This is a genomic window from Streptosporangium amethystogenes subsp. fukuiense (assembly GCF_042665875.1).
In the GTDB taxonomy this organism is placed as follows: domain Bacteria; phylum Actinomycetota; class Actinomycetes; order Streptosporangiales; family Streptosporangiaceae; genus Streptosporangium; species Streptosporangium fukuiense.
Window position 1 is genome coordinate 9,051,367 of record NZ_JBHTEE010000001.1, and the last position, 22,108, is coordinate 9,073,474.

20 protein-coding genes are annotated in these 22,108 nt (G+C 70.6%); 8 read left to right on the forward strand and 12 right to left on the reverse strand.

Annotated features, from left to right (window positions below; genetic code table 11):
• Positions 1-43 precede the first annotated feature (43 nt).
• The gene (locus ACFQVD_RS40145; RefSeq protein ID WP_343970009.1) at positions 44-352 is read left to right on the forward strand and encodes a 4a-hydroxytetrahydrobiopterin dehydratase; all 309 of its coding nucleotides are present in this window, start codon (positions 44-46) and stop codon (positions 350-352) included.
• Between the two features lie 290 nt (positions 353-642).
• Here ACFQVD_RS40145 and ACFQVD_RS40150 read toward each other — a convergent pair whose 3' ends face one another.
• From ACFQVD_RS40150 to ACFQVD_RS40180, 7 genes are all read right to left on the reverse strand, one after another.
• On the reverse strand, positions 643-2,205 hold the full coding sequence (locus tag ACFQVD_RS40150) for a hypothetical protein (RefSeq protein ID WP_343970007.1): 1,563 nt from the start codon (positions 2,203-2,205) through the stop codon (positions 643-645).
• 152 nt (positions 2,206-2,357) lie between these two features.
• On the reverse strand, positions 2,358-4,496 hold the full coding sequence (locus ACFQVD_RS40155; RefSeq protein WP_343970004.1) for a peptidase domain-containing ABC transporter: 2,139 nt from the start codon (positions 4,494-4,496) through the stop codon (positions 2,358-2,360).
• Entirely contained in the window at positions 4,493-4,882 is a 390-nt protein-coding gene (locus ACFQVD_RS40160; RefSeq protein WP_364158534.1) for a hypothetical protein, read from the reverse strand. The genes ACFQVD_RS40155 and ACFQVD_RS40160 overlap by 4 nt, the downstream gene beginning before the upstream one ends.
• Positions 4,867-5,877 (reverse strand): TIGR04500 family putative peptide maturation system protein, encoded by a 1,011-nt coding sequence (locus ACFQVD_RS40165; protein WP_343970001.1) that lies wholly within the window; start codon positions 5,875-5,877, stop codon positions 4,867-4,869. Before ACFQVD_RS40165 ends, ACFQVD_RS40160 begins: the two co-directional genes overlap by 16 nt.
• Positions 5,874-6,884 (reverse strand): MvdC/MvdD family ATP grasp protein, encoded by a 1,011-nt coding sequence (locus ACFQVD_RS40170; protein WP_343969998.1) that lies wholly within the window; start codon positions 6,882-6,884, stop codon positions 5,874-5,876. Before ACFQVD_RS40170 ends, ACFQVD_RS40165 begins: the two co-directional genes overlap by 4 nt.
• 135 nt (positions 6,885-7,019) lie before the next feature.
• Positions 7,020-7,163, reverse strand: a complete 144-nt coding sequence (locus ACFQVD_RS40175) for a putative ATP-grasp target RiPP (protein WP_343969995.1) — start codon at positions 7,161-7,163, stop codon at positions 7,020-7,022.
• A gap of 63 nt (positions 7,164-7,226) precedes the next feature.
• Positions 7,227-7,367, reverse strand: a complete 141-nt coding sequence (locus ACFQVD_RS40180; protein WP_343969992.1) for a putative ATP-grasp target RiPP — start codon at positions 7,365-7,367, stop codon at positions 7,227-7,229.
• Between the two features lie 409 nt (positions 7,368-7,776).
• Here ACFQVD_RS40180 and ACFQVD_RS40185 point away from each other — a divergent pair, with 409 nt between their 5' ends.
• Complete coding sequence (locus tag ACFQVD_RS40185; protein ID WP_343969989.1) at positions 7,777-8,160, forward strand: hypothetical protein; 384 nt, start codon at positions 7,777-7,779, stop codon at positions 8,158-8,160.
• Between the two features lie 119 nt (positions 8,161-8,279).
• Here the strand turns inward: ACFQVD_RS40185 and ACFQVD_RS40190 are convergent, their stop codons facing one another.
• The gene (locus ACFQVD_RS40190; protein WP_343969986.1) at positions 8,280-8,597 is read right to left on the reverse strand and encodes a DMT family transporter; all 318 of its coding nucleotides are present in this window, start codon (positions 8,595-8,597) and stop codon (positions 8,280-8,282) included.
• A 5-nt stretch (positions 8,598-8,602) separates the two neighbouring features.
• The gene (locus ACFQVD_RS40195; protein WP_343969983.1) at positions 8,603-9,334 is read right to left on the reverse strand and encodes an SDR family NAD(P)-dependent oxidoreductase; all 732 of its coding nucleotides are present in this window, start codon (positions 9,332-9,334) and stop codon (positions 8,603-8,605) included.
• 83 nt (positions 9,335-9,417) lie between these two features.
• Between ACFQVD_RS40195 and ACFQVD_RS40200 the strand changes: the two genes are divergently transcribed.
• Positions 9,418-9,999 carry a TetR/AcrR family transcriptional regulator gene (locus ACFQVD_RS40200; protein ID WP_343969980.1) on the forward strand — a complete coding sequence of 194 codons (582 nt, stop codon included), beginning with the start codon at positions 9,418-9,420 and terminating at the stop codon, positions 9,997-9,999.
• A gap of 167 nt (positions 10,000-10,166) precedes the next feature.
• Here ACFQVD_RS40200 and ACFQVD_RS40205 read toward each other — a convergent pair whose 3' ends face one another.
• The 3 genes from ACFQVD_RS40205 to ACFQVD_RS40215 are packed head-to-tail and all read right to left on the reverse strand — an operon-like array spanning position 10,167 to position 13,339.
• Positions 10,167-11,660 (reverse strand): tripartite tricarboxylate transporter permease, encoded by a 1,494-nt coding sequence (locus ACFQVD_RS40205; protein ID WP_343969977.1) that lies wholly within the window; start codon positions 11,658-11,660, stop codon positions 10,167-10,169.
• The gene (locus ACFQVD_RS40210; protein ID WP_343969974.1) at positions 11,661-12,374 is read right to left on the reverse strand and encodes a tripartite tricarboxylate transporter TctB family protein; all 714 of its coding nucleotides are present in this window, start codon (positions 12,372-12,374) and stop codon (positions 11,661-11,663) included.
• The gene (locus ACFQVD_RS40215) at positions 12,374-13,339 is read right to left on the reverse strand and encodes a Bug family tripartite tricarboxylate transporter substrate binding protein (protein ID WP_343969971.1); all 966 of its coding nucleotides are present in this window, start codon (positions 13,337-13,339) and stop codon (positions 12,374-12,376) included. The genes ACFQVD_RS40210 and ACFQVD_RS40215 overlap by 1 nt, the downstream gene beginning before the upstream one ends.
• A gap of 175 nt (positions 13,340-13,514) precedes the next feature.
• Here ACFQVD_RS40215 and ACFQVD_RS40220 point away from each other — a divergent pair, with 175 nt between their 5' ends.
• The 5 genes from ACFQVD_RS40220 (at position 13,515) to ACFQVD_RS40240 (ending at position 22,019) form a co-directional block, all read left to right on the forward strand.
• Positions 13,515-15,158, forward strand: a complete 1,644-nt coding sequence (locus ACFQVD_RS40220) for a sensor histidine kinase (RefSeq protein ID WP_343969968.1) — start codon at positions 13,515-13,517, stop codon at positions 15,156-15,158.
• Entirely contained in the window at positions 15,155-15,850 is a 696-nt protein-coding gene (locus ACFQVD_RS40225; RefSeq protein WP_343969965.1) for a response regulator, read from the forward strand. Before ACFQVD_RS40220 ends, ACFQVD_RS40225 begins: the two co-directional genes overlap by 4 nt.
• A 348-nt stretch (positions 15,851-16,198) precedes the next feature.
• Positions 16,199-18,004, forward strand: coding sequence for a VanW family protein (locus ACFQVD_RS40230; protein WP_343969963.1), 1,806 nt, complete (start codon positions 16,199-16,201; stop codon positions 18,002-18,004).
• 180 nt (positions 18,005-18,184) lie between these two features.
• Positions 18,185-19,093, forward strand: coding sequence for a 2-hydroxyacid dehydrogenase (locus tag ACFQVD_RS40235; protein ID WP_343969960.1), 909 nt, complete (start codon positions 18,185-18,187; stop codon positions 19,091-19,093).
• 268 nt (positions 19,094-19,361) lie between these two features.
• Positions 19,362-22,019 carry a putative bifunctional diguanylate cyclase/phosphodiesterase gene (locus ACFQVD_RS40240; RefSeq protein WP_343969957.1) on the forward strand — a complete coding sequence of 886 codons (2,658 nt, stop codon included), beginning with the start codon at positions 19,362-19,364 and terminating at the stop codon, positions 22,017-22,019.
• The last annotated feature ends 89 nt before the right edge of the window (positions 22,020-22,108 follow it).

Genomic DNA, 22,108 nt, shown 5'->3' on the forward strand with positions numbered 1-22,108 from the left:
ATATCACCTAGCAGGAACCCTGCGAGATAGGGAGGTGGTGAACATGGGTCTTCGTGACCCTCTGCCCGCCGAAGAGGTTACGCAGCGCCTGGCATCAAGCGGCTGGTCCGGCGACACCAACGAGATCAGTAAGAACTTCTCGATCGACTACGACAGCGCGATGCGCGCCGTCACCGAAATCGCACAGGCTGCCATCGAGTTGGAACATCGGCCAGACATCGATATCCGATGGGACCATCTGCGGATCGCCATGACCACTCACACGGCAGGCGATGTCGTAACGGAGCTGGACTTTCTTCTTGCCGACCGGATCAACGAAATCACCGAAAAGCACGGAGCCGTAACGACCTGACCCGAAGCGCTGTACCGTCGCGTCTGACCCACGAGCGGCCCCTGGTATCCGCGCCACCGCTCGCGGGAGTTCAGTGCGACGGCACGAAAGGGTCCGTGCTGTCGCGGCTGTTCACGGGGCGGTGAAGGTGTGCCGGGCCCGCGCGCTGTGCAGTCTTTCGACCTGGACGGACAGTTCCGAGGCGAGCGCCTCGGTGGAAAAGCGCATGAACGTCTCAGGAGTGGCGGACTCTCAACGTCCTGCGCGTGTGGTGATAACACCCCGCTGACCAGCTGACCAGCTGACCAGCGTCAGCGTCGAAGGAAATCGATCATCTCGGTTCTGGTCTCCTCGTGCGGTTCGACCGATGCCGCCTGCCGCATCCAGTGCCTTGCCTCGTCCGGTACGGCTGAGGCCGGCCAGGTGGTCAACGCGGCCAGGGCGGCGCGCCGGATCCGAGTGACCCGGTTGCGCAGTGCCACGTCGATCAGCGCCAGCCCGATGCCGGGGAAGGCCTCCAGCCCGCCCACGATGGACTCCAGCGCTCGATCCGGCCCGTACTCCTCGCCGATGTCGTGGCTGTCCTCTGGCCCGTTGGCCAGATCGGCCAGGGGAAGAAGTCGTTCGGCCAGGTGGCTGAGCTGCTCGGCTTCCTCGGCGGTGGCGAGCCGGATGGCGTGGTGCCAGGCGAACTCATCCAGCGGATCAATCTTCAGGCGGGCGATGATCTGCTCGACCACCTGTAGATGAAGTTCGTCGGCAGCCCACATCGCATGGCTGAAATCGACATGGTGTGGATCGGCCAGGCACCCCAGCACGAGGTCGTTCCACCGAGGTTGGGTGGTGAGTTCCTCGTAGCGGCGGCGGAGCTGCGCGATCATGTCGGGCGGCCAGGGCGAATCGTCGTCGGACTCGCGCAGGAAGGCCAGGATTCTCAGCACGGCGTGCAACCTGTCGAGCGTGGCCTGCCGGTCGGCGAGGAGGTCGGCGAAGCGATGCATGGCCGGTACGGCGTCGGCGTAGTCGCCCATGTCTTTGGCCGGACCACCCAGCGCCAGGGCGGCCAGGATGTCCGCGGCGCCGTCGAGCAGGGTGTCGTCGATGTCCGGCTCCAGCAGGGCCGAGTACAGGTCGCCGGTCGTGGCCGCGAGGTGGGCCAGGTATTCGTTCATGATCCCGTTGCGGAAACCATCCCTCAGCAACCAGGCCTTGATCTGTGGATCGTCGCATCCCTTGAGCCGTTCCACCGCGTGGATGCGGCCCCAGTCCCGCACTCGGCGGGCCAGTTCGTAGGCGGCACGTTGGCGGTCGGGCTGAGTGTGCTGCAGGGCCACTACCGCGTACAGGGTGAGCTCCTCCAGCGTGCCGAGCAGGAGCAGCAGCTCCCTGTCCCGCTCGTCTCCACAGACGCCGAGCAGCACAATGCCGATCTTGACAGCGTCGCGCCGGGTACCGTGCTCGGTCAGATGCCGCCCGACTTCGCCGATTCGATTACGGGGGAGCCGCCGTCGCCGGATCTGGTCGACGAGGTCGTCGGCGATGCCGAGTGCTGATACGGTGCCGAGCCGATCATGTAGCCGCAGAAGATCTTCACGGGCGGGGTCGCCGGTGACGAGCCTGCTGATCAGGTCGGCGATTTCGACGACGGCGTTGTTGTCGGGCTCGATACCAAAGTGGTGGCTCTGGATGCCGTCCATGACGACGCTGGTGATGAACGGCTCACGGTCACGGCGGGGCGGGTCATCTGGGAGCCGGTAGGCGTCCTCGGGCCACGGGCCGGGCCCGTAGCGCAGGGACATCGCGAGTGCGTGAGCGAGGAAGGTGGGGCGATCGTCGAGGGGATCGTCACCCAGCTTCCACGTGCCGGGGTTCACCGGCTGGGGCGGTGGCCGCCCTTCCCGTAGGTCATGCCCGCCATGATGGGCCACCGGGCGTCCGGATGGCAACCATGGGCCGCTCCCCTTGACTGCGCCACCTCGAGATTTTGATCAATTTACGCCGGTCTCATATCGTGTGAAAGGCGAGGTCAGGCGGGGGCGGCCTGGGCGGCGACGAGCTGTGCGTATTTGCCGCCGATGGCCATCAGTTCGTCGTGGGTGCCGCGTTCCACGATGCGGCCGGAGTCGACCACCAGGATCAGGTCGGCGTCCCGGATGGTGCTCAGCCGGTGGGCGATGACGATCCGGGTCTGGGTGAGCCAGAACAGATTGGCCTCGATGGTCGCCTCGGTGGTGCTGTCCAGGTTGCTGGTGGCCTCGTCGAGCAGCAGGATCTTCGGCCGGGGCAGGAGGGCACGGGCCAGGGAGAGCCGCTGGAGCTGACCGCCGGAGAGACCGCCGCCGTCGGTCAGCACCGTCTCGTACCCCATCGGCATCGCCATGATCTCCTCGTGCAGCGCCGCCACCTCTGCCGCGGCGATCACCCGTTCCAGGGGCGCGTCGGGAAGGTTCAGCGCGATGTTCTCCCGGATCGAGCCGTTGAACAGGGAGGTGGCCTGGCCGACCACACCGAACTGGCGGCGCAGGGTGCGCAGGTTGAGCTCGGAGGCCGGGACGCCGTCGTAGAGGATCTCGCCCTCCACCGGGATGTGCAGTGTCAGCAGCAGCCTGGCCAGCGTGCTCTTGCCCGAGCCCGAGGCGCCCACCAGCGCCACCTTCTGCCCCGGCCGGATGGAGACCGAGACGTCCCGCACCACCCACGGGCCGCGGGGGTCGTGCCGGAAGCTCACACCGCGCAGTTCCACCGCACCGCGCAGCCGCAGCACCTCGATGCCCTCGCTGGGCTCGGGCTCGGAGGCCAGGATGTCGGACAGGCGGTCGAAGTGCGCGCCCACCTGCTGCAGGCTCTGCAGGCCGGTCATCAGCGAGCCGAGCGGGGTCAGGGCGCCGAGCGCGATGGCGTTGAGCGCGATCAGCGCGCCCACGGTCAGCTGCCCGTCGAGGACCCGCCACGCGCCGAGCCAGAGCAGCCCGAGCGGGGCGATCACCCGGCTCGCGGACAGCGCGGCCTCCACCAGGCCCTGGGTGAGGCCGCTGCGCACGTCGGCGTTGAGCTGCTGGGCGAAGTGGGCCGACCACTGCTCCACCGCCCGCTTCTCGGCCCCGGACGCCTTCAGCGTCTCGATGCCGGTGATGGCCTGGATGAGGCTGCTCTGCGACGCGGAGAAGGCGGTCAGCTCCTGCTGGGTGAGCAGGTTGATCCGGCGGGTGGTGGCCAGCACCAGCAACCCCTGGAAGGCGACCACGCCGGTCAGCGCCAGCCCGAAGACGGGATCCCACACGTACACGAGCACGAGGTAGCCGACGGCGAGCGGACCGTCCAGCAGCGCCGCCACGATCTGGCCGGTGAGGATGTCGCGCAGCGTGGAGACGCTGGCGGCCCGGGTCAGCAGGTCGCCCTTGCCGCGCTGCGCGAAGTAGCGGTACGGCAGCGTCACCAGGTGGCCGATCACCCCCTCGGTGAGCTCCTGGTCGGCGCGGGCCCGTACCGCCACCAGCAGCGCCGCCCGCAGATAGCCGATCACGAACTGGGCCAGCCCGGCCAGCAGCACGGCCCCGCCGAGCAGGGGCAGCAGGTCCGCGGCCTGGGACGGGATGATCCTGTCGATCAGCAGCTGGGAGAAGAAGGGCAGGGCCAGCCCCAGCAGCTGCAGCAGCAGCGAGGCCGCGACGACCTGGGCGAGCAGGCCGCGTCGGCGCCGGAACAGGGTACGGACGAACTCGCGCCGCCAGGCGCTCGCCATCGAGGACGTGCCGCGGTGGAATCCCTCGCCGGGTTCGAAGACCAGCAGCACGCCGGTGAACCCGGCGCTGAACTCCTCCGCGGTCAGCCTGCGGCGGCCCCGCCCCGGGTCGACGAGGTCCACCCGGTCGGGCGACCAGCGCTCGACCACCACGAAGTGGTTGAACTCCCAGTGCGCGACCGCGGGGAGCGGCACGCGCGCCAGGTCCTCGGGCGCGAGCGAGAAGGCGCGCGCCTTCAGGCCGTGCTCGCGGGCGCCGTCCACGATGGCCTTGGCGCTCAGGCCGTCCCTGCCGACCTGGAGCCGTTCGGACACCTGGTGCAGGGTGGTGCGCTGGCCGTGGTGGCAGAGCACCATGGCCAGGCACGCGGCGCCGCACTCGGTGACGGTGTTCTGCAGCAGGACCGGTACGCGGCTCCTCATCCGCCGGCTCCCAGCGCGAGCGCGATCAGCGTGGCGCCGGCCGCCAGGACGGCGGCCACCAGGATCCACAGCAGCAGGAACGACGGGCCGCTGATCACCAGCGGCATCCGGGCGACGGAGCGGGCCTCGGCATGCCGGCGCAACGCCTCCGTCCGGTAGATGAGACGTCCCGGCGGGGACCCCGTCGGCTGCCCTTCCGGAGGCGCTGACGGGGAATGCGGCCGGTGGCCGGGCGGGGCCGCCGCGGGCGGGCGCTGCCGAGGAGGCGGAGGTGAGTACGGTGCCCGGGGACGGTACCCCTCGGTGTCCTCCCAGTTGCCGGCCCTGTGCCGGCCGGGCGCGGGAACGGCCTGGGTGCGGTCCGGATCGATCACGACCAGTGCCATTCGACCGTGGCCGCGGCGCGGCGCTCCGCCAGCCAGCCGGCGAACGCGGCGCGCCCGGCGGCGGCCAGCGTCTCCCGGTCGCCGGTGGCCGGGCTCCTGTGCAGGACGGCACCGGTCAGGAAGCCGCCGTCCGGCAGCTCCACCGGGCCGACGATCCCGCCGGGCGGCGTACCGCGCAGGGGCGTGGGCAGGTCCGCCTCCCAGCGGGTCGCGAAGGTCACCGTGGCCTCTCCGGTGTCCCCGAGCGAGGCCAGACCGGTCAGGAGGTCGGACACGGTGCCGGCGGTCACCTTCTGCTCGCCGGTGACCCACACGGCCCTGGTCCGGACGAAGTCGCCGGGGTTCGCGGCCAGGTACCCCGGGGCCAGTTCCGCCTCTCTGTCCCGGCGGAACCGGCGGCGCCGGGCGATCTCGGTGATGTACGCCTCGAACTGTTCGCCCGACATGCCCGCCTCGGTCATCCAGGCGAGCGTCGACGCGCGGTCGTGCAGTCCCCGGCCCCGCCGGAACTCGTCGGCCGTCGCCTGGAGGTCGGCGGCGGTGAGCGGCTCGGCGGGCGAACCGGCAGGTGACTCGGTGTCGCCGGTGGCCTCGACGAGCAGGCACTGGTCGACGATCTCCCGGTACGGCGACGAGTCACCCCGGGAGAGCGTGCGCAGCATGGTCAGCGCCTGGGGGACCGTCACGTCCACGTCGTTGACGCTGACCAGGTATCCGGCCGCCCAGTGCGTCGAGTGGTCGATCAGCCAGGGCACCCCGTCCTCCGGCGGGGCGGTCAGCGCGACCGTGCCGCCGTCGGGATGGTCGAGGAGCAGGTCGTAGTCGACCACCGGGGTACCGGGGCGCCGGTCGACGACGAGCCGCGCCCGGGTCTCCGGGTGCCGCAAGGCCCACTCGCCGGCCGTGCGGCGGGCGTCGGCGACGTCTACGCTGCGGCGGGGGAGCGCGCGGAGCAGGGAGACCCCTGCCTCCAGGGCCTCGGCGAAATCGGTCACGGTGTTCCTCCGTCCATGAGCCAGCCCGCGATCGCGTCGCTGACGGGCAGCCCGGTCCACAGCTCGACGAACCCCCAGGCGCCGTTGGAGTTCAGCTCCAGGAAGACGTACTCGCCGCCGGGGGTGACGATGAAGTCCAGCGCCGCGTAGGTCAGCCCGACGTCGGCGACCAGCCGGGCGCAGCGCAGCGACACCTCGGCGGGCAGCTCGTGCACGCCGTACCTGACCCGGTCGTTGTCGTAGTGCCGCCAGTCGTCCCTGGCCGCCCGGGAGCCCGACGCGTCGATCTCGGCCGCGAACACCCGCGCCCCCACGACGATCACCCGCAGCTCGACCGCCTTGGGGACGTAGGGCTGCAGGATGACCGGCTCGTGCCGGATCCGGTGCCGGGAGGTCAGGTGGCGGCGGGTGACCACGGTCGTGTACGCGCGGTGCTCGGCACCGTCGATCTGGAACGGCTCGGCGGTGATCTGCTTGGCGACCAGCCGCCCCTCCGCCGACTCGTACGCGTCCGCCAGCTCCGCGGGGTCGTTGGTGTAGACCGTGTCGGGTACGGAGAAGCCCAGCTCGATCGCCCGCGCCATGTGGAAGATCTTGTTGTGCGCGCGGCGCTCGTCCGCCCGGCGGCCGGGCAGCCAGCGCGCGGTCAGCAGGCTCCACACCCCGTCCAGCATGAACTCCGCCTGCTCGTCGACGTGCGCGCGGTGGCTCGGTTCGGTCACGGTGCCGGCGGCCGAGGGTTTGCCCGGCCGGCTGCGCCACACCGCGGTGACCCGGGACAGGTCGACCGTCTCCGTACCGGTGTCCAGCATCAGCCGCCGTTGCCCGCCGGCGAACGAGGCGGTGATCCGGCTGCGCCCGGGGAAGTCGGCGGTGTCCCACCACAGCACCGGCGGGCCGGTGCCGTCACCGGTATCGTCACCCACCAGCCGGGCGCCGCGCCGCCGGAGCGCGGCCAGCACTCTTTCCGCGGCCCCGTCCCCACGGCTGCTGACTATCAGAATCACTGCCCGGTCCCATCTGCGCAGGCGCGGCGGGACCGGTTTCCCGTCCCGCCGCGCCGTGTTCGATCCAGTACGCCGATCGGGGGCGCGGCCTGTCCTATGGTGAGACGGCCTCCCGGCACCGGCGGGGTGGCCTGGTCAGCCGACCCACTCGCGGCGGCAGGGTCCCGCCCCGTCGTAGGTCAGCACCCATCCGCCCTGGCCGCCGTCGACCCCGCCCAGCTCGGCCTCGGTCAGCTCGGCGCCCTCGAAGGGCAGGTCGTCGATCGTGATCTTCGACATGATCGCTCCTTCTGGCCGCGTGAGGCGGCGCGGTCGTATCGGACTAGCGGTCGTGTGCTCGGACTAGTACTGCCACCACTCGCACGGCAGGTTCTTCTTCCATGCGCTGACGGACCATTTCTGGCCGCCGTCGACCTCGCCCAGCTCGGCCTCGGTCAGCTCGGCGCCCTCGAAGGGCAGGTCGTCGATCGTGATCTTCGACATGATCACTCCTTTCGGCCGCGTCGTCGCGACCCCCGTTGGTCTTCCGCTCCCGGGATCGGGAGCCGGTCACCAGGTCCTTGTTCTCGGCCCCGGTCGTGTGGAGGACCCTAGGAACGGACACTTGCGGGCCACTTGTGCCCTGGTTGTGTCCGGGGCCGGAGGTTCTCGACCGTCCTGGCCGCCTCCGGGCGATCCGCGCGGCCCGGCCCGCCGAAGCGGTCCCGGTCCCCCTGAATCCGGGAAACGCGAAGAAAAGTGTCCGGCGATCGGCGGGATTTTTTCATGTGGTAATTCATATTTCTGAAATTCAACAGGTATTGACGAAATTCTTGATGACTTGCAAAGTGATCACTACAGTCCCGCCGTTCACTCTGGTACGACCTGACCTCACATTCGGAGAGCACGAAAAATGAGAAGGTTCCTGGCATTCGCCGCCGCGACGTTGACGGCCGCGGCGGGAATGGCCGTCGCGGCGGTTCCCGCCCAGGCAGCCCCTGTGAACAGGCTTTCCGTCCTGTCGGCGCTCCCCGCGGTGGACGCCGTGGTGATCGCGAACGGGGTGCGCCTGCGGGCCAGCGCCGGAGGGTCGACGGTTATCGGCTATCTCTATTACGGCGATTACGGGCAGGTGCTGAATCCGAACTCGACGAGCGGCTGGTGCAACTTCCGGCTGGGCGGCAGATCGGCCTCGGGACTGGCGGCGGGCACCACGGGATGGGTCTCGTGCAGCTACCTGGCCAGGGAGGACGGCCTGGGTGCCGACGGCTTGAACGTCGACACCCTGCGGGGATAGCGGGGACAGCGGGGACGACAGACCCGGCCGCCCGGCTCCCCACGGCCGGGCGGCCGTTTCTCGCCGACCCCTTTCCGTCGCCGGGTCCCGGCATCGCGTCGTGAAGCCCCGCCGTCGCGTCATCCGTCCAGGAGTTTGAGACCGATGACGCCGGCCAGGACGAGCGCGAGGCAGCCGAGCCTGGCGGGTGCCGCGCTCTCGCCCAGGGCGACGATGCCTACGGCGGCGACCCCGAGCGCACCGAGTCCGACCCAGGCCGCGTACGCGGTGCCCAGGGGCAGGGTCCTGAGCGCGAAGGTGAGCATGACGAAGCTCAGGACCGCCGCCGTCACCCCGACGAACGCCGGCCAGAACCGGGTGAACCCGTCCGAGCGTTCGAGCGCGGTGGCCCAGACGATCTCCAGTGCGGCCGCCGTGAGAAGCAGAACCCAGGCCATGGCGGTCAGGCCGTGGTGCCGGCGTCGACGGTGATGGTGGCGCCGGTGATGTTCCTGCCGCCCTCTCCCGCCAGGTGCGCGACGGTGGCGGCGATGTCGCCGGGGTCGCAGTAGCGGTCCAGGGCGGTGAAGCGCCGCTCCTCCTCCGCCTCGGGGCTGTCGGCCGGGTTCATCTCGGTGTCGGTCGAACCGGGCTGGACGAGGTTGGCCGTGATGCCCCTCGGCCCCAGGTCCCTGGCTAGGCCCTTGGTCAGGCCGACCAGCGCGGACTTGCTCATCGCGTAGAGCGTCCACCCCGGGTACGGCACGCGTTCGGCGAGGCTGCTGCCGATGCAGATGATCCGGCCATCCCGGCCCATGTGCCGGGCGGCGGCCTGGGCCAGCACGAACGAGGCGCGGGAGTGGATCGCGAGGGTGCGGTCGACCTCGGCGAGCGTCACCTCCTCCAGCGGCCCGAACGGGGCGATGCCGGCGTTGCTGACCACGATGTCGATCCGCCCGAACTCGGTGATCGTCCGTTCGACCGCGGCGACGAGCGCGCCCGCGTCGGTGGCCTCCGCCACCACGGCCAGCCCACGGGCGCCGGCGGCCTCGATCTTCTTGACGACCGTCGCCGCCCGCTCCTCCGAGCGCGCGTACGTGATCACCACGTCGGTGCCCTCCGTGGCGAGGCGTACGGCGATGGCGGCGCCGATCCCACGGCTTCCCCCGGTGACGAGGGCGACCCTGCGTGTCATGCTGTACTCCTTAAGCGGAATCAGTTCCGCTTAACCATAAAGCGGAACTGATTCCGCTTACAAGTCTCCAGTAGCCTGTGATCGTGGACGTCGTCACGAATCCCCGCCGCGAGCGGGTCGACGCGGCGCGCAACCGGGCGAAGATCCTCGCCGCGGCCGCCGGCATCGTCGCCGCTCACGGCGTCGAGGGGTTGTCGATGGCGGAGGTCGCCGCCGCCGCGGGGGTCGGCGTCGGCACGCTGTACCGCAGGTTCGGCGACCGCTCAGGGCTGGCGTACGCGCTCATCGACGAGCGGGAACGCGAGTTCCAGGCGGCCTTCATCGAGGGGCCGCCGCCCCTGGGGCCAGGTGCCGACGCGCCCGCCCGCATCCGCGGCTTCCTGCACGCCCTCGCTGACAGGACGGTGGAACAGCTGGACCTGCTGGTGATGGCCGAGACGGCGACACCGTTCGCGCGCTTCGGGGGTGCCTACGACGCCTACCACGCCCATCTGTCGATGCTCGTCGCCCAGGCCGGCCCCGGCTCCGACGCCTACGTCCTCGCCGACGCACTTCTCGCCCCGCTGGCCGCGCCACTGCTCGCCCACCGCCTGCGCGAGCACGGGGTGACGGTCGAGCGCGTCAAGGCGGGGCTGGACGACCTGCTGGCCGCGTTCACCCCCTGAGCGCCCGGAAGTCTTCCGGTGGTTCGCGCGGGCGTACGCTCCGCGCGGGGATGGGCGGAGACGGAGGGTACGCCCGCACGAGAAAACGGAAGCCGAAACAGGCGCGGAAACGGGCACGGACGTCCGTCCGTGCCCGCGTGTGCCGCACCCGGTGCGGCCGGTTCCGATCAGACGCCGCGGCGGGCGGCCGCCTTCCTGATGAGGGGCGTGAACAACGCCAGTACCGCCACGGCCAGCAGTGTCGCCGCGATCGGGCTTCTGACCAGGACCGTCACGTCGCCCGCGCCGATGGCCAGGGCCCGGCGGAGCTGGATCTCGGCCATCGGGCCCAGGATCAGGCCGATCACCGCCGGGGCGACCGGCAGACCGAAGCGGCGCATCGCGAAACCGAGCAGGCCCAGGAGATAGAGGATGACCAGCTCCACCCAGGAGGAGTTCAGCGCGTAGACGCCGAGCGCCGCGAACAGCGCGATCCCCGAGTAGAGGTAGGGGCGGGGGATGTGCAGCACCCGGGCCCAGAGCGGGGCCAGCGGCAGGTTGAGCACCAGCAGCATGGTGTTGCCCACGAACAGTGAGGCGATCATGCCCCAGACCAGTGCCGGATTGTGGTCGAACAGCTGCGGCCCCGGCTGCAGCCCGTACTGCTGGAAGGCCGCCAGCAGGATCGCGGCCGTCGCGGAGGTGGGCAGGCCCAGGGTGAGCAGCGGGACCAGCGTGCCCGCCGCCGAGGCGTTGTTGGCGGCCTCGGGGCCCGCGACGCCCTCGATGGCGCCCTTGCCGTACTCCTCGCGGGCGATCCCGCGCGCCAGGCGTCTCTCGATCGAGTACGACAGGAACGTCGGGATCTCCGCTCCGCCGCCGGGCAGCGCGCCGAAGGGGAAGCCGAGTGCGGTGCCGCGCAGCCAGGGCCGCCAGGAACGCGACCAGTCGGAGCGGCCGAGGAACGCCCGGCCGACCGGGATCACCTCCGGCGGGCCGTGCCGCAGCCGGGAGGCGACGTAGAGCACCTCGCCCACGGCGAACAGGCCGACCGCGACGATCACCACGTCGATGCCGTCGAGCAGCTGCGGCACGCCCAGCGTCAGCCGGGCCTGGCCGGTCTGCTGGTCGATGCCGATGAGCCCGATGACCAGGCCGAGCCCCAGGGACGCCAGTCCCCGCACCACGGAGCGGGACAGCACGGACGAGACGGCCGTGAAGGCCAGCAGGGCCAGTGCGAAGTAGTCCTCGGGGCCGAAGGAGATGGCGAAGTCCACCACCAGGGGGGCCGCGACGACCAGTAGCGCGGTGGCGATGGTGCCCGCGGCGAACGAGCCGATGGCGGCGGTCGCCAGCGCCTGGGCGGCCCGGCCCCGCTTGGCCATCTTGTTGCCCTCCAGCGCGGTGATCATCGAGGAGCTCTCGCCGGGCGTGTTGAGCAGGATCGAGGTGGTCGACCCGCCGTACATGCCGCCGTAGTAGATGCCCGCGAACATGATGAACGCGCTGGCCGGAGGGACGGTGAAGGTGATCGGCAGCAGCAGTGCCACGGTCATGGCCGGGCCGATGCCGGGCAGCACACCCACCAGCGTGCCCAGCGTGACGCCCACCAGCGCGTACAGCAGGTTGACCGGGGTGAGGGCGGTCGCGAAGCCATCCAGCAGCAACTGGAACGAGTCCACTCAGATCACCCCGGACAGCAGCCCGGCCGGCAGGGTCACACCGAGCCCTTTGACGAAGGCCAGGTAGGTGGCGGTGGACAGCAGGATCGCGATGACGCCCGCGCGCAGCCGGTGGGGGGCGCCGAGCGTCACGGACAGGCCGAAGAAGAGCAGCGCGCCCGCGACGACCCAGCCGAGCAGGTCGAGCAGCCCGGCGAAGGCCAGGAAGATCACGCTGACCAGCGCGACGGTGCGCCAGTCCGCCCGCGCGCCGGAGTCGGCGTCCTCGGCGTCCTCGGGATCGCCGTGGCCCCCCCTGAGCACGTCGATCACGTAGAACAGTCCGATCAGCAGCATCGCCGCCCCGACCAGGGCGGGGAAGAACCGGGGACCGAGACCGAAGGAGGAGCCCGCGGCGGCCACGTCCGCGGTGCCGACGATCACGAACGCCCCCAGCGCGAGGACCAGCACCGCCAGCCCCAGCTCGGGCCGCCGCCACGACCAGCCGGTCGCGCTCTCGGGCGCCGCCTCGCCTCCCGAATGCGGGACGGGACCGGGGGCGGAATCCAGGACGGGATCAGGACCGGAATCCGGGCCGGGGCCGGGGGGCGCGCCGGTACCGCCGTCGCCCGCGCGGGCGACGGCGGCGGGTTCGGATCCGGTGCCGGTCGCACCGGCACCGGTCGCGCCGGTGCCGGTGCCGGTGCGATCAGACTGGTCTTCTACGGGAAGCATCAGGAGACGAGGCCCATCTCCGCGATGACCGCCTTGACCTTGGTCTGCTCCGCCGCGAGGAAGTCGGCGAACGGCTGGCCGGTCTGGAAGACGTCGGCCCAGCCGTTCTTGATCACCGCGTCCTTCCACGCCGGCGAGTCGTGCATCTTGGTGACCAGCTCGATGAGCTCCTGCTTCGTCCCGTCGTCCAGCCCGCCGGGCGCGACGAAGCCTCGCCAGTTGGCCAGCTCCACGTCCAGGCCGCCCTCCTTGAGGGTCGGGGCGTCCACGTTGCCCAGCCGGGCGGGCGAGCTGACACCGAGGGCGCGTAGCTTGCCGGACTTCACGTGCTCGGCGAACTCGCCGATACCGGAGATCCCGGCCGCCACCTTCTCGCCGAGCAGCGCGTTGAGCGCCTCGCCGCCGCCGGAGTGGGCGATGTAGTTGACCTGCTTGGGGTCGATACCCGCGGCCTTGGCCATCAGGCCCGCCACGATGTGGTCGGTACCCCCGGCGGAGCCGCCCGCGATGGCGATCTTCGCGGGGTCCGCCTTCCACGCCGCCGTCAGGTCGGCCAGCGTCTGGTAGGGCGACCCCGCGGGAACCACGACGATCTCGTACTCCTCGGTCAGCTTCGCGATGGGCGTGGTGTCGGCCAGGGTGACCTTCGACTTGTTCTGCTCCACCGCGCCGACCATCACCAGGCCCATGGTCATCAGCAGATTGCCGTTGCCCTTCTCGCCCGCGAGCTGGGCGAGGCCGATGGTGCCTCCCGCGCCTGGCACGTTGTAGATCTCGACCTTGCGGGACGGGGCAGCGGACTTCAACGCCTCTCCCGCGACGCGGGAGGTCTGGTCCCAGCCGCCTCCCGGTGAGGCCGGAGCCATGATTCTCAGCGCGCTGGTACCCGAGCCCCCACCGGAACCGCAGGCGGTGAGGGCGGCGAGGGACAGCACCGCGAGGGTGGCGAATCTCCGAAGACGCATGGTCGAACTCCCAACAACATGAACAGAGCGTGGTGAGGATGGTGACCGCAGCCGGTCGCCGTGTCGATCCTTTGCGTGTTTGCCGTCGTATCGGTCATATTGGTCACGCGTCTCCGCGATCTCACCGTTATCTCGGACTGCTTTCATCGATCTTCCCTGACAAGGGAGTCAACTCGTGCGACGCTTGGTCAACGCCTCGCTCGGCACCCAGTTCTTCGTGTTGCAGACGGTGATCGTGTTTCTCGCGGTCGGCGGTACGGCGGCTGTCTGGATGGAGCACACCCGTGAGCTGCTGGACTGGCAGTATCAGCAGCGCGCCCTGGCGATCGCCGAGTCCGTGGCGGGGCTTCCCCAGGTGCGCGAGGCGTTCAGCAGGGCGCGGCCCGAACTGAGCCTGCAGCCGATCGCGGTCGGGGTGCAGGCGGCCACCGGCGCCGACTACGTGGTGATCGCCAACCGGGACCAGATCCGCTACGCCCACCCCAACACGGCCCTGATCGGCAAGCGGCTGTCCACCGACGGCTCGCAGGTCATGACGGACGGGCGGCCCTGGACCGGCATCCAGACGGGAACGCTGGGCCGCTCGGTGCGCGGCAAGGCGCCGATCTTCGACTCCGCGGGGAAGGTCATCGGTCTGGCCTCGGTCGGGATCCTGGAGGAGACCGTCGCCGACCAGCTCAGCGTGGCGCTGCCGCCACTGTTCTGGACCGTGCTCGCGGTCCTGGTCGCCGGGTCGGCCGCCGCCGCGTTGATCGCTCAGAGGGTCCGCCGTCAGACGTTCGGCCTGGAACCGGCGGAGATCGCGGCCCTGCTCGAACAGCGTGAGGGCGTGCTGCACGGCGTCAAGGAGGGGGTGCTCGCCCTCGATCTGGCGGGCCGGGTGACGCTGGTCAACGACGCGGCACGCGACCTGCTCGGCCTCTCCCAGCACGACGTCGGCCGGAGTCTGGGAGAGATGCGGCTTTCCGACCGGATGCGGGACGTGCTGGACGGTGCGGACCCCGGCGACGACCGGGTGGTGCTCCACTGTGACCGGGTGCTGGTGCTCAACCGGACCCCGGTGGCGGTGCGGGATCGGCAGAGCGGCTGGGTGGTCACCCTGCGGGATCGGACCGAGCTGGTACGACTGGCGCGCGAGCTCGACCAGGCCAGCACCACGACCGGCGCGCTGCGCGCGCAGGCCCACGAGTTCGCCAACCGGATGCACACCGTGGTCGGCCTGCTGGAACTCGGCGAGTACGAGACGGCCGTCAGTTACATCACCCAGACCACCGAGGCGTACAGCAGGCACGCCGCGGGCGTCCGGGAGAAGGTCGCCGACCCGACGCTGGCCGCGCTGCTGCTGGCGAAGTCGGCGGAGGCGGCCGAGCGGGGCGCGACCCTGGTGCTGTCCGACGACTCCCGGGTGGAGGAGGGCATGATCGGTGATCCGCACGACGCGGTCCTGGTCGTCGGCAACCTGGTGGCCAACGCCCTCGACGCGCTGCAGGAGAGTGGGGGAACGGTGGAGGTCTCGGTCCGTACCGAGGCGGACGGGCTGCACATCCGGGTCGGCGACTCCGGTCCGGGGATCACCCCGAGCCTGGTCCACGAGGTCTTCCTGGAGGGCTTCACCACCAAGGTGGCCCATGCCGGGCCACGGGGCCTGGGGCTGGCGCTGACCCGCCAGACGTGCTCGCGCCGGGGTGGCTGGGTACGGGTGCACAACGCGGGCGGCGCCGTCTTCACCGCGCTCCTCCCCACGGGTGAGCCCCCGCCGTCTCCCGAGGGGGAGCCCGCCGGCCCCGGGGAGCCCGCGGAACGGCAGGTGCGGAGATGACCGGGGACGGGTGCGCGGAGGAGATCCGCGTACTGGTGGTGGACGACGACTTCATGGTGGCCAGGATCCACGGCGGCTACGTCGCCAGGCTGTCCGGCTTCACGGTCACCGGCATCGTGCACACCGGGAGCGCCGCCATCGAGTCGGTCATGACGCACCGGCCCGACCTGGTGCTGCTCGACATCTATCTGCCGGACATGTCGGGACTCGATGTACTCATGACGCTCAGGGGAGCCTCGCACCCGGTGGACATCCTGGTGATCACCGCCGCGCGTGACGTGGCCACGGTCCGGGCGGCCATGCGCGGCGGCGCGGTCAACTACCTGATCAAACCTTTCACCGCCCGCGTTCTCGGTGACCGCCTCGGACAGTACGCCGAGATGCACCGGAGGCTCGCCACTCTCGGGAACGAGGCGCGCCAGGACGAGGTCGACCAGTTCTTCGGCACGGTCAAGGGAGTCCCGCTGCCGCTGCCCAAGGGGTTGTCGGCCACCACGTGCACCCTGGTGGCCACCGCGCTCAGGAAGAGCGGCACCGACATGTCGGCGGCCGAGGCGGCGGTGATCACCGGCCTCTCCAGAGTCAGCGCCCGCAGGTACCTGGAGCACCTGTGCGCGGCGGGTCAGGCGGAGCTCCGTCCGAAGTACGGCACCGCTGGTCGGCCCGAGCACCGCTACCGCTGGACTGGTTGATTTGTTATTTATTTTTGGGTGTCGGTTGACCGGTGTGGTCTAGGGTTGCGGGAGGTGGAAGCTGCGAAGCAGGAGGAGACGGAGGCCGTGCGGAACGCCGGAGCGTCTGTGGACCCGCCGACGGACCCCTTTGAGGCGATACCGCTTCCCTCGCGTCCAGTCCCGCCCGGTGCCCGTGATCCACGCCTCCCTCCGGGAGCACCGGGCGGCCGTTCCAAGGACGGCTCGCGCCTCCCCCCGGGAGTCTCGCCCGACATCTTCGGCCCCACCGGTTTCGGCGGTCCCGCCGCACCGGCCCGCGGGGCGACGGCGCTTCCGCCCGTGGCACAGCCACCGCAACCCTGGCAGATGGCGGCTCCACCCGAGCCCTCGTTCCGGCGGGACGAGCCCTCGCTCGTCCCCGGTGGCGACGGGGGGTTCCCGCAGCCCAGCGGCCTCCGTTACGAGGAGCCCGCCCCGGGCCGGCGCAAGGGCCGCAGGATCGCCCTGATCATCCTCGCCGTGCTGTTCGTCGCCGCTCTCGCCTACGCGGTGCCCGCGGTCGTCATGTCCGGCAAGATGCTGCCGGGCACCACGGTGCGGGGTGTCGAGATCGGCGGCCTGACCGCGACCGAGGCGGCCGACAAGCTCAGAGACCGGCTGGCGGGTGAGGCCTCGGAGGAGATGACCCTCCTGGCCGCGGGCAAGCGCTACGAATTCGAACCGGGCAAGGCGGGTCTGGAGTTCAACGTGGTCGACACCATCGACCAGGCGCCCAGCGACTTCCCCAATCCCGCCGAGGTGTGGCGGGCCTTCACCGGCACCACCGAGCTGGAGCCCAAGATCTCCTCCGACGCCGAGGCCATGAAGACCGCGGTCGCGGGCCTGGCCAAGAAGATCGACCTCAAGGTCCGCGAGGGTTCGGTCACGTTCGAGGGCGTCAAGCCCGTCGTCGTGACGCCCCGCGACGGCAGGGAGCTGGAGAGGGAGGCCGCGGTCGCCGCGATCACGGACGCCTTCCTCGGTCCGGCGAAGGAGGTCAGGCTTCCGGTCTCGGTGATCAAGCCCAAGGTCGGCGCGGAGACGGTCAAGAAGGCCGCGAACGACGCGGGCAAGGCGTTGTCCGGGCCGGTCACCCTGACCTTCGCCGGCAAGCAGGTCCAGTTGCCGGTGGAGACCCTCGCCGCGCACCTGTCCTTCGAGCCGGACAGCTCCGGCGGCATGCGCCCGGTGTTCGACGCCAGGAGCGCGGTGGCCTCGGTGGAGGACAAGCTCATCGACCCGGTGCTGGCCCCGCGCGACCCCACGTTCCAGATCGTCGCGGGCAAGCCGAAACTGGTGCCCGGCCGCAAGGGGAAGGGCGTCGACGACGAACGGCTCGCGGCCGACGTGGCCGAGATGGTCTCCCGTAACGGAGAGCGGACGATCCCGGTGGCCATGGCCACGGTCCGGCCGCGGATGTCCGACGCCGAGGCGCGCAAGCTCGGCATCAAGGAGCGGATCAGCCAGTTCACCACGCCCTACGAGTGCTGCCCGCCACGGGTGACCAACATCAGGGCGCTCGCCAAGCTGCTGGACGGTTACCTGGTCAAGCCGGGCGAGACCTTCTCGCTCAACGGCGTCATCGGCCAGCGCGACACCGCCCGCGGTTTCGTCCCCGCTCCCATGATCCAGGGCGGCAGGCTGGTCGACTCGGTCGGCGGCGGCATCTCCCAGTTCGTGACCACGATGTACAACGCGGTGTTCTTCGGCGGCCTTGAGGACGTCCAGCACATGGCACACGAGTTCTACATCTCCCGCTACCCCGCCGGACGGGAGTCCACCGTCTCCTGGCCCGAACCCGACTTCCGCTGGAAGAACGACTCGCCGTACGGGGTGCTGGTGAAGACCTCCTTCGACAACAACGGGGTCACCGTCGCCTTCTGGAGCACCAAGCGGTACGAGATCGAGTCGATCTCGTCCGAGCGCTACAACATCACCCCGTTCAAGAGCGCGACCGACAGCGGCCCCAACTGCATCCCGATGGTCGGCCAGCAGGGGTTCACGATCGACGTCTGGCGCGTCTTCAAGCAGAACGGCAAGGAGATCAAGCGCGTCAAGGAGACCACGGTCTACCGCCCCGAACTCGACCTGAAGTGCGTGCGTGCCGATGGCGACGCTGACGCGTCGCAGTGAGGCCGCTCTTACCCGGCTCCTTCCCTCGTCGAGGAAGGCCGCTCGTTCCTCACGACCTTCCTCTCCTCAGTCCAGTCGCCGGCGCGGCCTCACGGGGAGTCCCTCGGGGATGGAACGTGGGGTACGTCCTCGGGGTGGTCGCTGGGGTGACCTTTCTGGGAGTGGTTGGATAATGCGGGGATGAAGATCTGGGTCCCCTCGAAAGCCGCCGCCGACGTTCTGTGTGATCTGCCCGAAGTGGAGTGCGCCGTCTATGACGGCACGGAGCCGGTGCCGGAGGGGGCGGAGCGGGTCGAGGTCTGGATTCCGCCGCTGACGCCGGTGGCGGGTCTCCCCGATCTGCTCGCCAGGATGACCGGCCTGCGGCTGCTGCAGACCGTCACGGCGGGTGTCGACGCCTACCGGCCGCACCTGGCGGAGGGGGTGACGCTGTGCAACGCCCGGGGAGTGCACGACGCGGGTACCGCCGAGTGGGCGGTGGGGGCCATGATCGCGGTGCTTCGGGAGTTTCCCGGATTCGTGCACGCGCAGCGGAAGGGCGAGTGGACCTACCACCACACCGGGGTGCTGGCCGACTCCACGGTCCTGATCGTCGGCTACGGCTCGATCGGTGAGGCACTGGAGCGGCGGCTCGACGGTTTCGAGGTGGACGTCGTCCGGGTGGCCAGGACCGCCAGGCCAGGTGTGCACGGCATGGACGAGCTGCCCGCCCTGCTGCCCGCGGCGGATGTGGTGGTGCTGCTCGTACCGTCCACCCCCGAGACCGCGGGCATGGTGGACGCGGGTTTCCTGGCGGCGATGAAGGACGGCGCCGTCCTGGTGAACGCGGCCAGGGGGTCGGTGGTCGACACCGCGGCTCTCGTCGCCGAGCTGGGCGGCGGCCGGATCCTGGCCGCGCTCGACGTCACCGATCCCGAGCCGCTGCCCGAGGGGCACCCGCTGTGGAGCGCGCCGGGGGTCCTCATCACCCCGCACGTCGCGGGCAGCAGCCCGGCGTCCGTACGGCGCACGCTGAAGCTGCTCCGCTCCCAGTTGCTGCGCTACCTCGCGGGCGAGCCGCTCAAAAACGTGATCACGGGTTCCTACTGACCGGCAAAGGAATCCGGACTGTGGCTACCTCGTGACCTGCGGTGCGTACCGTCGGCAGGAGCGATTTGCATCGCCCGCGCGGTTATCAGATCGGTGACGACTATGGCGTTGTCACTCCTCGCGCGGGCCGGACGGCCCACACTGGCCGTGTGCCGGTACGAGCGCCGAGGACGAAGAACGACGTGCTCGCGCCGGTGACACGAGCGCAGTGAGTAAGGGATGCTGCGGGAGCAGAGCACACTGAAACGACACCGATAGGCAGACGACATTGATCCGCTGGCGTGACCCCCGGGTACCGCTGACCGCCGCCGCCGTCGGCGTGGTGGGGCTCGTTGCCGCTCTTGTCAGCGGCGCTCCCGCCGTGGTCGTCGAGGCGGTGGCGGGCGTCGTCACCGCTGCGGCCGCCGCGGGTTCACTGTTCGCCGCGGCCTCCAGGGTGATCAGCAGGCGCAGGGCACTGGCCTGGCGCTGGCTGGCGGGTGGCTCGGTCACCTGGCTGCTCGGGGTGGGGGTGCGGCCGATCGCGGACGGCGCGCCGTTCGTGGTGACCTTCGCCGACCTGGTGCTGCTGGCCGGTACGGCCATGATCGCCGTCGGTACCGCGCTGTCGGCGGTCAGGCCCGCCCGAGGGCATGCCCTGTTGCGCGATCTCGCCGACTCCTACGTGTGCGCCGCCTCCATTCTGGTGATCATCTGGGTGACGCTGGTGGGGCCGGTCTACCGCGACGCCGGCGACGCGGGCAACGCCGCGGTCACCTTCGCCTCACCCCTGTTCTGCCTGATCCTCGCCTGTGTCGTGGGCCCCGCCGTGGTGCCGATCAGGCGGTCGGCCTGGCCGGTCGGTCTGGCGGCGCTGGCCGTGCTGGCCGCCGTCGCGACCTCGGAGACGACCACCGCGCTGGCTCGGGTGAGCGGCGACACGCCGTCGCTCACCTGGGTGTGGCTGGCCCCCGTCGCGTTCCTGGTGCTCGCCGTGGTCCCGTGGAGCGGGCGCGCGGAGCGACCGCCGGACCTGGAGGACGACGAGCCCCTCCTCCGCGAGAGCACGTCCTCGCTGATCGCGGCGGTGCCGCTGTTCCTGGTCGCGGCGGCCACCGTCGTCGTGCTCCTGAAGGTGATCGGTGGCGGGGTACAGGGACCGCCGGTGGTGCTGGCCTCGGTGTGCGCGTCGATCGTCGCGGTCCTGCTGGTACGCATGTTCGTGATGCTGCTGGAGACCGGGCGGCTGCGCAGCCTGCTCCATCTCGGTGAGCGGCAGCTGCACGACCTGGCGGAGAGCGCCGGCGACGTGGTGCTGCTCTGCGACTACGACGGTGTGGTGCGGCAGATCGGCGAGGGGGTCGAGAGCACGTACGGGTACCGCCCCGAGGAACTGGTCGGCGGGAAGATCTTCGACTACATCCACCCGGAGGACGTGCCGGGAATCCAGGGAGCGCTGAGCGCGATGAGCCTGGAGGAGGAGGCCGAGGAGGGGCCTGGCGCGTGCATGGTCGCCTGCCGGGTCCGAGCCTCCGACGGTACCTGGCGCCCCGCCGAGTCGGTCGCCACCCGGCACGTGCGCGGCGAGGGCCTGCTGCTCGTCACCACCCGCGACATCAGTGACCAGGAGGCCCTGCGCAGCCAGGTCGCCCACCTGACCTTCCACGACGGGGTGACGGGCCTGCCCAACCGGGCCTACTTCGAGGAACGCACCCGCGAGGTGCTCGGCCGTCCCGGCGCGAGCAGCGTCGCCGTGGTCTTCCTGGACCTGGACGGTTTCACCGCGGTGAACGACTCGGTCGGCCACGCCAGCGGCGACTACCTGCTCGGCCAGGCGGCCAGGAGGCTCCGCGCCGCCGTACGGACCGACGACACCCTGGCGCGCTGGGGCGGAGACGAGTTCGCGGTGCTGCTCGAGGCGGTCGACGCCCAGACCGCGGTGGACCTGGCCGAGCGACTGGTCCGCACGGTCTCGTCCGAGCCGTTCCGGGTGGCCGACCGTGACATCGCGCTGACCGCGAGCGTCGGGGTGGCCTTCGCGGCCGACGACGTCTCCTCCGCCGACCTGATCCGCAACGCCGACGTGGCGATGGCCAGGGCAAAGGAACTGGGCGGGCGCAGGGTCGAGGTGTTCGCCGCGCACATGCACGCCGACGTGGTACGGCGCCTGGAGCTCGCCGCCGACCTGCAGCGGGCGCTGCTGGAAGACCAGTTCGTGATCGAGTACCAGCCGGTGGTCGACCTGGCCACCTCGCGCGTCACCGCCGTCGAGGCACTGGTGCGCTGGTGTCAGGGGGGCGAGTTCGTACCGCCCGAGCAGTTCCTCGGTCCGGCGGAGGACACCGGCCTGATCGTGCCGCTGAGCGAGTGGATCCTGCGCGAGGCATGCCGGGAGGTGGCCGTCTGGCGCGCCTCCGCGTGGGAGATCGGGCTCTCGCTCAACCTGTCCGCCCGGCAGATCATGGCGCCGCGTTTCGTGGAGACCGTCGAGTCCGCCCTGGTCGAGAGCGGGCTGCCGCCCAGCGCGCTGACCCTGGAGGTCATCGAGGAGATGCTGGTCGAGGACGCCGAGCAGACCATCACCCGGCTCTCCGAGCTGCGCACCCTCGGGGTCCGGCTGGCCATCGACGACTTCGGCACCGGTTACGCCTCGCTGGCGCTGCTGCGGCAGCTCCCGGTCGACATGATCAAGATCGACCCCTCCTTCGTGTCCGGGCTCGGTTGCGACGAGACGCTGACCCTGCTGACCCGTACGATCGTGCGGCTGGGCCACGACCTGGGGCTGATCGTGGTCGCCGAGGGCATCGAGCGGCCCGAGCAGCTGGAGTTGCTGCGCGAGATGGGCTGCACCCGAGGCCAGGGATTCCTGGTGGCGCGCCCGATGGCCGCGCGCGGCGTCGACTCGCTGATGCGCACCAGCCTCTCCAGCCTGGGGACTCACGCGTGACCTCACATCTCGGACTCTGAGATATCTGTCCCATGAATTTGACGTGGAGCCACTCCGTCGGCCAAGGTGGAGGCATGCAGATTGACCGT

Excerpts from the sequence above, each read along its gene's own strand:
- ACFQVD_RS40225 (WP_343969965.1), top strand. The coding sequence starts at position 15,155 with ATGACCGGGGACGGGTGCGCGGAGGAGATCCGCGTACTGGTGGTGGAC.
- ACFQVD_RS40160 (WP_364158534.1), bottom strand. The coding sequence starts at position 4,882 with ATGGCACTGGTCGTGATCGATCCGGACCGCACCCAGGCCGTTCCCGCG.
- ACFQVD_RS40230 (WP_343969963.1), top strand. The coding sequence starts at position 16,199 with ATGGCGGCTCCACCCGAGCCCTCGTTCCGGCGGGACGAGCCCTCGCTC.
- ACFQVD_RS40145 (WP_343970009.1), top strand. The coding sequence starts at position 44 with ATGGGTCTTCGTGACCCTCTGCCCGCCGAAGAGGTTACGCAGCGCCTG.
- ACFQVD_RS40190 (WP_343969986.1), bottom strand. The coding sequence starts at position 8,597 with ATGGCCTGGGTTCTGCTTCTCACGGCGGCCGCACTGGAGATCGTCTGG.
- ACFQVD_RS40210 (WP_343969974.1), bottom strand. The coding sequence starts at position 12,374 with ATGCTTCCCGTAGAAGACCAGTCTGATCGCACCGGCACCGGCACCGGC.
- ACFQVD_RS40175 (WP_343969995.1), bottom strand. The coding sequence starts at position 7,163 with ATGTCGAAGATCACGATCGACGACCTGCCCTTCGAGGGCGCCGAGCTG.
- ACFQVD_RS40185 (WP_343969989.1), top strand. The coding sequence starts at position 7,777 with ATGAGAAGGTTCCTGGCATTCGCCGCCGCGACGTTGACGGCCGCGGCG.
- ACFQVD_RS40155 (WP_343970004.1), bottom strand. The coding sequence starts at position 4,496 with ATGAGGAGCCGCGTACCGGTCCTGCTGCAGAACACCGTCACCGAGTGC.
- ACFQVD_RS40215 (WP_343969971.1), bottom strand. The coding sequence starts at position 13,339 with ATGCGTCTTCGGAGATTCGCCACCCTCGCGGTGCTGTCCCTCGCCGCC.
- ACFQVD_RS40180 (WP_343969992.1), bottom strand. The coding sequence starts at position 7,367 with ATGTCGAAGATCACGATCGACGACCTGCCCTTCGAGGGCGCCGAGCTG.
- ACFQVD_RS40195 (WP_343969983.1), bottom strand. The coding sequence starts at position 9,334 with ATGACACGCAGGGTCGCCCTCGTCACCGGGGGAAGCCGTGGGATCGGC.
- ACFQVD_RS40235 (WP_343969960.1), top strand. The coding sequence starts at position 18,185 with ATGAAGATCTGGGTCCCCTCGAAAGCCGCCGCCGACGTTCTGTGTGAT.